The organism is Candidatus Niyogibacteria bacterium (genome assembly GCA_016432485.1).
Classification (GTDB): Bacteria; Patescibacteriota; Minisyncoccia; order HO2-45-28; family HO2-45-28; genus HO2-45-28.
Genome location: CP066691.1, coordinates 1 through 12,417, shown reverse-complemented (window position 1 = coordinate 12,417; position 12,417 = coordinate 1). Strand labels below are relative to the sequence as shown.

General features: G+C 42.7%; 12 protein-coding genes. 1 reads left to right on the top strand and 11 read right to left on the bottom strand.

The window, feature by feature from the left end:
* Positions 1 to 31: 31 nt before the first annotated feature.
* The 11 genes from HYY55_00060 to hisF all read right to left on the bottom strand — a co-directional run bounded on the left by HYY55_00060 (position 32) and on the right by hisF (position 10,732).
* Positions 32 to 1,120, bottom strand: coding sequence for an SDR family NAD(P)-dependent oxidoreductase (locus HYY55_00060; protein QQG46230.1), 1,089 nt, complete (start codon positions 1,118 to 1,120; stop codon positions 32 to 34).
* A gap of 9 nt (positions 1,121 to 1,129) precedes the next feature.
* A complete protein-coding gene (locus tag HYY55_00055) occupies positions 1,130 to 2,245 on the bottom strand; it encodes a DegT/DnrJ/EryC1/StrS family aminotransferase (GenBank protein QQG46229.1) in 1,116 nt (371 codons plus the stop codon).
* A 243-nt stretch (positions 2,246 to 2,488) separates the two neighbouring features.
* Positions 2,489 to 3,304 (bottom strand): formyl transferase, encoded by an 816-nt coding sequence (locus HYY55_00050; GenBank protein ID QQG46228.1) that lies wholly within the window; start codon positions 3,302 to 3,304, stop codon positions 2,489 to 2,491.
* Between the two features lie 43 nt (positions 3,305 to 3,347).
* Positions 3,348 to 4,499, bottom strand: coding sequence for a UDP-N-acetylglucosamine 2-epimerase (hydrolyzing) (neuC, locus tag HYY55_00045; GenBank protein ID QQG46227.1), 1,152 nt, complete (start codon positions 4,497 to 4,499; stop codon positions 3,348 to 3,350).
* A complete protein-coding gene (gene neuB / locus HYY55_00040) occupies positions 4,478 to 5,515 on the bottom strand; it encodes an N-acetylneuraminate synthase (protein ID QQG46226.1) in 1,038 nt (345 codons plus the stop codon). The genes neuC and neuB overlap by 22 nt, the downstream gene beginning before the upstream one ends.
* 75 nt (positions 5,516 to 5,590) lie before the next feature.
* Complete coding sequence (locus HYY55_00035) at positions 5,591 to 6,592, bottom strand: Gfo/Idh/MocA family oxidoreductase (protein ID QQG46225.1); 1,002 nt, start codon at positions 6,590 to 6,592, stop codon at positions 5,591 to 5,593.
* Positions 6,593 to 6,675: 83 nt separating this feature from the next.
* Positions 6,676 to 7,410 (bottom strand): acylneuraminate cytidylyltransferase family protein, encoded by a 735-nt coding sequence (locus tag HYY55_00030; protein QQG46224.1) that lies wholly within the window; start codon positions 7,408 to 7,410, stop codon positions 6,676 to 6,678.
* A 33-nt stretch (positions 7,411 to 7,443) separates the two neighbouring features.
* Complete coding sequence (locus HYY55_00025; protein ID QQG46223.1) at positions 7,444 to 8,628, bottom strand: N-acetyl sugar amidotransferase; 1,185 nt, start codon at positions 8,626 to 8,628, stop codon at positions 7,444 to 7,446.
* Positions 8,628 to 9,326 carry a class I SAM-dependent methyltransferase gene (locus tag HYY55_00020; protein QQG46222.1) on the bottom strand — a complete coding sequence of 233 codons (699 nt, stop codon included), beginning with the start codon at positions 9,324 to 9,326 and terminating at the stop codon, positions 8,628 to 8,630. The genes HYY55_00025 and HYY55_00020 overlap by 1 nt, the downstream gene beginning before the upstream one ends.
* A 7-nt stretch (positions 9,327 to 9,333) precedes the next feature.
* On the bottom strand, positions 9,334 to 9,969 hold the full coding sequence (gene hisH / locus HYY55_00015) for an imidazole glycerol phosphate synthase subunit HisH (GenBank protein ID QQG46221.1): 636 nt from the start codon (positions 9,967 to 9,969) through the stop codon (positions 9,334 to 9,336).
* 1 nt (position 9,970) lies between these two features.
* Positions 9,971 to 10,732 carry an imidazole glycerol phosphate synthase subunit HisF gene (hisF, locus tag HYY55_00010; protein ID QQG46220.1) on the bottom strand — a complete coding sequence of 254 codons (762 nt, stop codon included), beginning with the start codon at positions 10,730 to 10,732 and terminating at the stop codon, positions 9,971 to 9,973.
* Positions 10,733 to 10,815: 83 nt separating this feature from the next.
* Here hisF and HYY55_00005 point away from each other — a divergent pair, with 83 nt between their 5' ends.
* Complete coding sequence (locus HYY55_00005; GenBank protein QQG46219.1) at positions 10,816 to 12,408, top strand: hypothetical protein; 1,593 nt, start codon at positions 10,816 to 10,818, stop codon at positions 12,406 to 12,408.
* Positions 12,409 to 12,417: the final 9 nt, after the last annotated feature.

Genomic DNA, 12,417 nt, shown 5'->3' with positions numbered 1-12,417 from the left:
GAGGGGATCGTCTTTTTTCTTTTGTTCCGACTTAAACGATATTCAAATCGCTGTCTGTTTCTTTAAGTAATTTTAAAATTTCTTTCGGCTTAAGTTTTTTGGCAAATTCGGAAGAAAAACCGCGAGTGGCTTTTTGAGGCCTGCCGAGATAACCGCTTTTATGAAAATAGCCCCAAACATCTTCTCGGGGAGTTAAAATATACATATCTTCGGTTTCAAAAACTTTATCTATCTCATGATTTGCCAGAAGTTGTTCGTGTTTTTTCTCTCCAGCGCGCAACCCTATAATCTTTCTTTTAATATCGGCGGGGTTTTTGCCAAAAACATCGGAATAGTGCCTAATCGCGCAATCAGCTAAATCCCCGAGTTTTACCGCGGGCATTTTTAAAACAAAAATCTCCTGCCCCTTTGTTAAAACGGCCGCGCGCAAAACCAGTTTAACCGCTTGCGGAATAGTCATCACGAAACGAGTCATCTTCGGGTCGGTAACAGTAATATAGCCGTTTTTTATAATTTGATTTTTAAATGTCGGCAAGATGCTTCCGGAAGAACCCAGAACATTTCCGAAACGCACGCAGGTATATTGGGTTTTTTTGTGGCCGCGATAATAATAAGAATTTAGAATTAACTTTTCGGCCATCAATTTGGAAACACCCAGAACACCTTCGGGATTAACGGCTTTATCGGTGGAGATGGCGATAACCTTGCCGACATTGAGTTCCCTGGACGCGTTGATTACATTTTGGGTGCCTATGATATTGGTGGCAACCGCCTCAAAGGGGTCGTTATCGCAAATATCAACGTGCTTCATGGCTGCCGCGTGAAAAACAATATCCACATTCTCCATAGCAAGCTTAAGCCGGTCCTTATCCCTGATGTCGCCGATAATGAAACGTACCGAGTGGTCCTGCTCGGGCCCCATTTCCCGCCTGAATTTATGGTGGGCATACTCGCTTCTGGCAAAAACCCTTATTTTTCTCGGCCCAAAAGAAATAAGCTGCCTGACAATTTCAGAACCAATGGAACCGGTTCCTCCGGTCACCAAAATATCTTTGCCCTTAAACTCCGCCAGAAAGCCTTTTTGTTCGGCTTTATTTTTGACAATTTCGTTCTTAAACATAATCAGCTATTATGTTATCTTTACCACTTCCGCTAATTTTTGACAAATGTATTTTATATCCTTTCTGTCAAGTCCGATATAAAACGGAAGCGCGATTGAAGAACTGCTTACCCGCTCTGACACCGGAAAATCTCCCTCCTTAAAACCGAACTTATCGCGATAAAAATTAAAAAGATGGATTGAAGGTAAATAGGGTTTGGTTGAAATGCCGAGCTCAGCTAATTTTTTAATGACTTCATCGCGTCTTATTTTAAAATTCTTGATTCTCGCGACATAAACAAACCAAACGTGAGTATTGTCCGGGTGTGTTCGCGGAGCATCGATTATATCCGCGTATTTTTTGAGCTCCTCTGAATACCATCCGGCTATTTTCCGCCTCTCTTCTATAACTTTAGGCAATTTTTTAAATTGGGCGATTCCCAGGGCCGCCGCCATCTCAGGCATCCGATAATTGTAGCCGAGACGCTCATGGTCAAGCCACTGCATATTTTCGGCGCGACCCTGATTACGCAAACTCCGGCAAAGACCGTCAATGACTTTATTATCGGTAACAATCATTCCTCCTTCACCCGTAGTCATTTGCTTGTTGGGATAAAAGGAAAACGCCGCGGCTTCGCCAAAAGTTCCGGTTTTCCGGCCTTTATGTCCGGCAGTGATGCTTTCGCAGGCGTCTTCTATGACTTTTAAATTATGTTTTTTCGCAAGAGCCATTATCGGCTGCATATCGCAAGATTGCCCGAAAATATGCACCGGTAAAATCGCTTTGGTTTTTGGGGTAAGCTTTTTTTCAATCTCGGCGGGAGAAATATTAAAAGTAATCGGGTCAATATCCGCGAATACCGGTATGGCGTTCACGTATAAAATAGCGTTGCTTGAAGCAACAAAAGAAAAAGGAGAAGTTATAATTTCATCACCTTCCTTTATGCCCGCGGCAATCAGAGCCAAATGCAGGGCGGCAGTTCCGCTTGAAACCGCGCAGGCGTATTTCACGCCGAGGACTTCGGCGAATTTTTTTTCAAACTCTTTTGCTTTGGAACCAATACTTAAAGTTCCGGAACGCAAAACTTCCAGAACCAATTTTTCTTCTTCATTATCAAAATAAGGTTTTGCTATGGGATACTTCATGAAGCCTCCACGGGCTTACGCCCGTAGTATCTTTCATTTCTTCGGCGGAATCCGCCGAAGCACCCTCCTTCGCTCTCCGAGCTTCGGAGGGTCCGACCTTCGCATTCATCCACGGCTTTACAGCCGTGGTCTTCTGCGAAGGCGGATAAAATTCGCCTAATTCATCTGATGTCTAATTCACCCTATAATTAGGCCGAAACAAAAAGGCGGCTTAATCTAATATAGATGTATTGCCGCCTGAAATCAATCGCCGCGGTTTTTTTCTTCTCCGGCAATTAAACGGTGGAGGTAGTCCAGGATTTGTTCATTAACCAAAGTAAAATATCGCCCGCCTATTTCAATTTTCGCGCCTGGATACGGCGGAAAGAAAAACGCGCGGATTTTTCGGTCAATAAGTTCCGGGGCGTCTTTCGCCGGATCTATTATCTTTAATTTCTCAAGCTCCTCGGAAGATAAATACAGTCCGCCGACATTCGCGGTTGTGGGGATTTCCTCTTTTTCCCGGAATATTTTTATAACTTCTCTGAAAAGCTCCGAAAGCTTTTTCTGGCTTTTTTGTTCCAAAGACAGCGCGGTCTCTTTTTCTTGGTTAATCGGGAAACGAAGAACTTTTATGATGGGTCCCGCGTCAAATTCCTCCGAATCTACGAAGTGAGCGCTTACCCCGAAATCTTTTCTTTGGTCAATAATCGCCGTGTTATAACCGGCTCGACCCTTGTAATCGGGCAGGGGCGCGGGATGAAAATTTACGCAGCCCAGATGACCGAGATTTATAAGAGGGGCTTTGATTCTTTTCCAGAAAAGATAGGAAATCACCAAATCCACATCGCCCACCGCCGGGTCTTTCCTTTCAATCATGCGGTAAATTTCTTTATCGCCGGTATAAACGGGAATACCGTAATTTTCAGAAGTTGATTTTAAAGACGGACTGTACCGCTCATTTTCAGGAGCCACAACGCATAAAACTTTAATATCGCTCTCTATTAAAAATTTCAGGGCCTCTGACGCTCCGCTTTTTCGCCCTAAAAATATGACGTTTTTTAATTTGCGCTTTTTCATAAGACCCCCGAAAACACGCCAATCTTATTAATCAATATAACCGCTATACCATTATGTCAAGGGTAACAAAACTTTTGAGCAGCAAGTCTTTGCGGTCAATGTGTTTTTCAAGTATTCTTACAATCTTCTTAGCAGCGCCTCCCGAACCGTAGGGACTTACGGATTTGCGGCAAACGGCTTTAAATATCGGCGATAAAGCTTTGGCTATCGCTCGTTTTATGCTTTTTTCATCATATCCGCACTCAATAACATTTTTTCCCCGCTCCCTTCCTTTTTCACGAGTCCCAACCTGAATTGAGGGAATCTTAAAATATCCCGAATCCACGATACCCGAACTTGAATTGCCTATTAAAAGGTCCGATTGTTTTAAAAAACTTAAATAATCTTCACGCGACAGATTCGCGAAAACATAAAAATCTCCGCGCTTTCTGTATTTATTAATCTCATTTATTAAAATTTGCCCTCCGGTATCGGAATTAGGATAAATCACTATTTTCTCAGCTTCAATCCCGGAAACAACTCTTAAAAGAGGTTTTATCTGGTCTTTAAACGAAACGATATCAAGCGGGGTTGGATGCTGAAGAACCACAAACCATCTCTTCTCGGGGTCCGGCCCAAATTTATCTTTAAGCCCGCGGCGCGATAAAAATTTCATATCCCAAAGCCGGTCAAATTCCGTGGCGCCCGTTACAAAGACCCTATTCGGCTCTTCTCCGAGCTGCAAAACCCTTTTACGGTGATTCTTAGTTGTTACAAAATGCAAAGAAGAAAATTTAGTAATGGCGTGCCTGATATGTTCATCTACAACATAGCCGGTCAGCTCGCCTCCGCGAAGATGGAAAACCGGTATATTAAGATGCGCGCCCACAATTGCTCCCGCCAGCATTTCGTCTCTATCGCCTAAAACGAATATTCCGTCCGGGCTGTTTTTTAAACAATATTTTCTGATTCCTTCAATTTCTTTTGAGAGGCCGCGCAGCATATCATCTTTTTCTGAAATTCCGACAACAGCGACGTTCGGAAAATCCTTCTTAACTTCCTTCAGGGTATTGCCGAGTTTATTAAGCGCGTGCATTCCGGTGGCCAGAATTTTTGGTTCAAGCTTACGACTTTTTCGCAAATAAAAAATCACCGGCTTCAAAAGGCCATAATCAGCCCTTGAGCCGGTGATAATTAAAACTTTTTTCTTGGCCATATATCGCTTAATTTAACCGGCGAGTCCGTCTCAATGTTTCTCAAGGCTTCAGCGCCCATTATTTTATAGAAATATTCGGGCCTAATTCCCGTGCCCGGTCTTTTTATGGCCAGATTTTCCCTGCTTAATTTTTCGCCCTTTTTAATATCGCGCGCGGCCACTATGCTTTTCCTGACAAGGGGTCTGTAAGCGAGTTCGCTTTTTGAGGGTTTTTTAACTGCCGAGCCCATAAACGCCGGTATCGCCCTAATCAGACTAACCATTTCTTGAAACTTATCCGGTTCCAAAGACGCTTTATGGTCGGGACCGGGCAGATTTTTATCAAGAGTCAGATGTTTTTCAATCATCTCAGCTCCCAAGCAAGAAGCCAGGACGGAAGCAAAAATATCGGATGTATGGTCAGAATAACCGACGGCTGTTTTTAATTTTTTTCGAAAAACATTCATAACTCTCAAATTCGCTTCTTCGGGCTTTGAAGGATAGTCGGTCGTGCATTGTAAAACCGTGATTTTATTGTTTCCGGCTTTTCTGATGGCTTTTACGGCCCGCTCAACTTCTTTCATTACTGCCATGCCGGTTGAAATTATCATGGGCCTTTTAAAACGCGCGGCGTATTCCAAAAGCGGAATGTTGGTCAGGTCCCCCGAACCGAATTTAAAAGCCGACACGCCTAATTTATGAACCCTGTGGACGCTTGCAAATCCGCCGTGAGGAGTTGAAAGAAAAGTGATTTTTTTCTCACGGCAATACGCCGCCAGTTTGCGCCATTCTTTGGGAGTAAGCTCAAAAGCCCTGAGCATTTCCAACTGGCTTTTTTCTTGGCCGATGTTTCTTTTTTGGTAGCCGGCCATTTTGCCGGCCGAGGTCACAACCTCCTCCGCCTTAAAATCCTGAAACTTTACGGCATCTGCCCCCGCTCGGCTTGCCGCGTCAACCAGTTTTAAAGCCAAAGATAATTTGCCGTTATGGTTTACTCCGGCTTCGGCTATAACAAAAACGCGCTGTCTTTTATTCATAAATTTGTCCTCCAATGTTTGCCATACATCTACCTTAAATATACCATCTTTCTAAATAAAGTCAACTGACACAAATCATACTTGCGTCAGTCCGGACTTATGAGCCTTTTCAAGCGCGAAAAGCGCTTTTAAATTCAAAAGATTTTCCTCAAACGAAAACCGGTATTCGGCTTTGCCGTAAACGGCGTCTAAAAATGCTTTGATTTCATCATTATACATTTCCTCTTCATTCACGTAACCGCTTTCCGGATTGCCTTTGGGAACCGAAAAGACTTCGGTTTTTTTAGATTTCAGATCATAAATTTTGATGGCAAAGTCAAATCTCTCCCAATCCAAAACGCCGTCTGTTCCCAAAACGCGCAGAGTCCTTACCGGCTTTCTTGAAATAACATCAATCAAAACATTGCCCAGTATGCCGTTTTTATACTTAAGATTGGCTAAAATAATGTCGTCGGCGTCCATATCAAGGTCGGAAACTTTGGTAATTATACCGGCAACATCCGTCACCGAGGAATCCATAAGCCAATTTAACCATATCAATTCAAACGGCAGCATTTCACGACACGCCCCCGTTTCTTTTTTTGAAAAATAAACCTTACGATAGTCTTCCCACGGATGCCAATCGGGAAGAAATTGGCCCATATGATACTGGAAGGCGAGGATTTTTCCTATTTTGTTTTCTTCTAAAATTTTTTTAATCATCTTGATCGGGGCATAATATCGAAATGTGGAAGACGGCGCCATAATAATGCCCGAATCTTTGTTTTCAAAGATTTCTTTATACCCGTCATCAGTCGTCGGATGTTCGGTAAAAAAATGTTTCTTATTGGCTATGGCAAAACGGATGTACTGACCGTGCGTGTTCGGCGGAGACGAAATGATAACCGCGTCAAAATCTTTGCTCGCTATTTTCTCAAGACTGTCAATCGTTTTTATGCCGTATTTTTCCTCGGCCTCCTTGCGTCTCTCGGGATTAGGATTAAAACCAATTATGTTTTTCTCGCCATTCGCGAGTAAATTGCGGATTCGCCTTTTCCCCATAGAACCCAAGCCAATTATCAAAAATCTTAAATTCATATAATATCGATGCCAATATACTAATTAATACTAATTATACAAATATGCGTTTGTAATTCGTTTTATTAGTATGCATTCGCATATTAGCATCGCACTTTTAATTTCTCAATCCTTTGTTCAATTTTCTTCCTGTTCTTATGCAGCAATTCTGCCAACGCCCATTCTTCGGGCGTATCCAAATCCACCGAGCGCCATTTATCGCAAACTACCGCTTTAGTATTTTTAGTAATAATCTTTTTTTCTTTCAGCAAAGCCGGAGTCTTAACTATATAAACGAAACAGCCGTTTAGAAGATAGGCCTGACGCCAGGCCTGGAAGTTTGTTGATTTAACCGCCGTTTTATTAGCCAAAACAATGTTTTTATTTTCATCCATCCAGTAAAGCCGTGGATGAGTCGGGGCTACGGTTAAAACAGTCGTTGCGTTAGTCCTCTTCATCAAATCCCAACAGGCATAAATATCCTCATTTCCGCGAAGAGGCGATGTTGTTTGTAAAATTATAATATGCGTCGGCTCATATCTTTCGTCGTTTTTTAATCTTTTGAGCAAATGAATAATGGCATCCACTACCTGCGCTTTGTCGCCGGCCAAAGGTTTTGGTCTCAAATACGGCGCTTCGGCTCCGTATTTTTTAGAAATCGCGGCGATTTTCAGCGAATCGGTGTCAACGACAACCCTGTCAATCCACGGAATTTTTTTGGCCTGTAAAATTGTATGAGCAATCAAGGGCTTGCCCAGAAAACTCCTGATATTTTTATTGCGGATTCTTTTTGAGCCCGAGCGAGCGGGAATGATGGCTAATATTTTAGAATTGGTCATTTGTGGATTTTATTAGGTGAATTAGGTGAATTATTAACTAACTTGATATTTTAATTTCCACTCCCCGTTAACTTTTTCCCAAAGATGCGGCTGACGATAAAAATCAATGATTTCCCAAAAATGTTCTTCGGTGATATCCAAATATTCAAGAAATTCCTTAAAATATTTTTTAGGAAATTCGCCGTCATAACGCTTAACGAGAGCAACGGCTTCTTCGCGGGTAATGTGCCCGGAACGAACCTCCATCATGGCATCTCTGGTCGCGCGTCCGAGTCCGAATTTGATATATCCAAGATAAAAATGGAATCCGTCGGTTTTATCGTCTAAACTCGCGTACTTTGAATAAGTGCCTTCCGAGCGCCCTTCTTCGTTCGCCGTAAAACCGGTGTGCTTTTGGGCATAGTAAAAATTTTCCTGCGGAATCCAATTTCGGTAATACGAAATCCAGTGCATCTGGGCCCCGAGTTTTTCTATATCCTCACGCTTCGGCGGACGGTAAAATTCAAGCGCCGGATCTTTAATTTCTTCTTCGGAAAATACGCCCGTCTCCAACCCTTGTTTTAAAAGCGCGTCAATTCCCGCTCCTTTAAAATAAAGCTCATCCCAGTCATCCGGCGATTCATAGGGCTTGCCGGCGTTTTTAAGCGAGCCGCCGTATTCAACTTCGCCGTTTTCGCCGTAAAAAATCAGCGGAATGCCGAATTTGACGGCGATATTAAAAGCAAAGGCCTTTTGGCCGTAAGTAAACGGTTCCCAGGCATCGCCCTTTAATTCAAAAGCAACCTTGGCAAGTTTTCTATGCAGCGCTCCGTTGGGAAAACAATTGATGGTGGTAAAGCCGGATTTAACAAAATTCTGAAAGTTTTTCCATCCGATATCGGTATATATAAACGGCGCCCAGGTAACGCACAAAGGATGCATGCCGTATTTTGCCTTTAAAAGATGCGCGGTGTGCCCGCTGTCTTTGCCTCCGCTGCCCGGAACAACTACGTCAAACTTTCCGTCTTTTGAGCGATGTTTATCGCAAAGCGCCGCCAATTCTTTTTCGCGCGCCGCCCAATCTATTTCATTTTTTTTACGATCGGACCAGCGGCAGGCGCCGCAAACCCCTTCTTCGTCTATTTCCGTGCGCGGCCTCTGATTGGATACAACGCATCGTTTGCAAAAAACAACTTTTTTAGGCTGGGAATCAAGTTGTTTATCCAAAAAAGAATTCATTATTTTTTGTCGGTTATTTTCAAAATCTGTATATCATAAAGAAGGTGCAGACCGTTGGTCATCCGTTTTGAACCTCCGACATCCACAGTCCAGGAACGAACCGGATTTTCTTTAGGATAAATATCAATTGGCATATTTTGTTTGGCAAATTCGGCCTGATATCCGGAATTAATCAAAAAATCGCGTATATTTTTCATGGAAAACTGGTTGATGGCGGCCCATTCCTCGTCATTTTCCAATTTATATTTTAATAAAACATTAACATTATATTCGTTGAAAATGCCGGAAATAATCGCAAGCCCGCCCTTTTTTAAATGTCCAAGCATATTCTTCATGACCGGATAGGGGTCGTCAAAATAGCTTAATACCGAAGCCATGGTTATAACGTCAAATTGGGCATCGAGTTTAAAATCTTTGGCGTCGGCCACAAAAAAATTTATTCCTTCCCCGCCAAACCTCTCAACGGCGTTTTTGGTCAAGGTCGGAGAAATGTCAAAACCCCAAACCTGCCCCGACGTGCCGGTGTCTTTTTTCAGAAAATAAGGGAGTTCTCCGGAAGCGCATCCGATATCCAGCAAATCAAGATTGCCGGTATTCCCGTGAAAGTGGTCTTTTATCGCGCGCGAAATATCCTTAAAAAGTTCTTTGACTTCAAATTCCTTGCCTTGTTTTAAATGAAAGAGATCTTTTTCCGCCATAAAATTTTTAAACTAAATTTATAAAATTTTCTATTATTCTTAATCCGTTCTCCCCGCTTTTTTCGGGGTGAAACTGACAACCGTAAATATTTCCTTTGCGAACAGCCGAACAAAATTCAAAACCGCCGTAATTTGATAGCGCCAGAATATCGCTTTTATCCTTTGGCTGAAAGATATAAGAATGAACAAAATATACAGTAGCATTCTCTTCAATATCATTCAATACGGTCCCTTTCCAGTTATCGCCGACATTGGCGTAAATTTTATTCCACCCAATATGAGGAATCTTGGCGTCTTTTATCTCCGGCAATTTAGTCACCTCGCCTTTAATAATATCAAGTCCTTCAAAAATGCCGAATTCATAACCTCGGCTTAAAAGAATCTGCGCCCCGAGACAAATTCCCAGCATCGGCTTGCCACTTTTTGCAAAATCCCTTACGGCGCCGGTCAGCCCCCTGGATTCAAGTCCTCGCATGCCCGCTTCAAACGCTCCCACGCCCGGAAGAACTACGGCATCGGAATTTAAAATTGTTTCTGCTTCCTCCGAAATTTTATATTCCGCTCCAAAATGCTCAAATGCCTTTTTTAAACTATGAAGGTTTCCAACGCCGTAATCTATTATTGTTATTTTGGGCTTAATCATATTAAACGGATCGCGTGTTAACCTCGTTTTCTTTTAAATATTTTTTGACCTCTTTCATGCCGAATTCCTGATAATGAAAAATAGATGATGCCGATACGGCATCCGCCCCGCCGTCTTTAACGGCCTTCAAAACGGATTCCGGATCGCCCGCTCCGCCGTGAGCTATAACCGGTATTTGAGAAAATCCCGTAATTTTTTTCAGGAGCGTTAAATCATATCCTCTATGCGTACCGTCTTGGTCAATTGACGTTATTAAAATTTCACCCACTCCCAATTCCATTGCCCGGCGAGCCCAGCCAATCGCTTCAACGCCCGAACGCTCTCTGCCGCCGTCAGTATAAACTTCGTACATTCCGTCCGGCTGACGTTTGGCCTCAATATAAGCGACAATGCATTGCGAGCCGAAAACTCTGGCCGCTTCGGTCAAAAATTCCGGATGGTGAACGGCATAAGTATTTATGGCCACCTTGTCAGCCCCGGCACGAAGAGCGTTATTTATGTCATGAATCGTTCTCATGCCTCCGCCGACCGTTACGGGAACAAAAATATTTTCGGTAACGGATTTCAATAACTCGAAATCTAAATTTCTCTGGTATAAACTCGCGACAATATCTAAATATATAATCTCATCCGCGCCTTCCTCGTAATATCTCCCGGCCAGCTCTTTGGGATTTCCAACCACGCGTAAAGCTTCGGTGTGAACCGGCTTCACCACATTAGGCCCTTTGATATGAAGCAGCGGGATAACGCGAATGTTTTTCATAACATAATTTCCTAAACAATTTACGAATATCTTTCACAATATACCAAGTTGATAAGCTTGGGTCAATGTGGTATCGTTTTTGCATGAACCACGTTATAAAGACCGCCAATACAAACAACGACAGCAAAATATTTCGAAACGACCCCGGTAGAGAATTTTCTAACGGGCCGAAAGCCTGTCTGCAACTGCAAAGACGCTTCGCCTACGTGGGACACGCCATGGCCCTGGTGATGCAAAAAAAATACGGCATTAAAGATTTTTGCGGCTATGTTGAACTGGCTTCAAGTCTGGAATTTCTAAAGTCGCAAAAAGAAATAAATTACTCCCGTCTTTTGTATGATGCCGAGTTAAAAGACGGCCACAAAACCGAAAAACTTGACCTTGATTATCTTAAATTTTTGGAAAAAGAGTACGGCCTGCCGAATCTCTGGCCGTACATAGAAATTGACCGAGTCATACGCCACGGCTTATTTTTACGCGAGTACCCCCACAATGCCTCTCCTTTCACGCATGAGGAAATGATGCGCATCCTGCAATCAAGCGCCAAAAAAATCATCGCCTTCCTGGAAAAAGAGAGTCCGGATTTCATTCTTTTTTCAGCCATAAACGGCATTAATTCCCTGCTTTTGTTTCACATTGCCAAGAAAAAAAATATAAAAACTTTTTTCATACAAACCGCGAGGGTCGGGAACAAATACACGCTTACGGATGACTACAGAGGCCTGAGTTTTATTGAGAAAACCTTTGGGGACCTGGACGCAAAAAAAATTTCCCTTCCGAATGAACGCGCCCAGGCCCTAAAATTTCTTGAGGAGTTCCGTAAAAAACCGGTATCCCATTCCCCCACCCAAACATCGCAAGCAAGACCGGTTTCCCGCTCCAGGCAGTTTAAATTTCTTCTGCCGCACAAATTATTTAATTCGGTCTATTGGCTGGCAAAAAATTCAGCGGATTATTTTCGATACGGAAAAAAGGATTATTACCCGAAACCCTGGCACTGGCTTTTAGATCGCGCGAAACGCAAAATAAGAGTGCTTATAGGATTTGAGAAATTTTATGATGAACTTGACCCGAAAGAGAACTCCGCTTTCTTCCCGCTTCATTTTGAACCGGAAATGTCTATTTCGCTTTTCGCTCCGTACTATAAAGACCAGTTATGGCTTATTAAACAAATCGCGCGCTCTCTGCCAATCAATTATAAATTATATGTTAAAGAACACCCGGTTATGTTCGGCTACCGGCCAAGAAGCTTCTATCGCGAGTTAAAAAAAATTACCAATGTTAAATTGCTCAAACCGACCCTCACAAGTTTTGAACTTTTGAATTGCGCCAAAATCGTTTTCTCCATATCCGGAACAGCGGCTTGGGAAGGAGCGCTTTTAAAAAAACCGGCTGTAATTTTTGGCGACGCTTTTTTCAGCGTTTTGCCCATGGTTAAAATATGCCGAGCGATTACCGACTTACCTTACTTAATTAAAGAACAGTTGGAAAAATTCAAATACGACGAAGAGGCGCTGGTTAATCTCCTTACGGCAATCTTCGGAGAGAGCGCGGATATGGACCTGATAAAAATTTGGGATATAGAGGGCGGAGCAAATATGGAGGGAAAAGAAAAAGAGGTTTCTTCTTTCGTAGATTTACTTGCCTCAAAATTAGGCCTTAATAAGCCCTTTTAATATTATAAA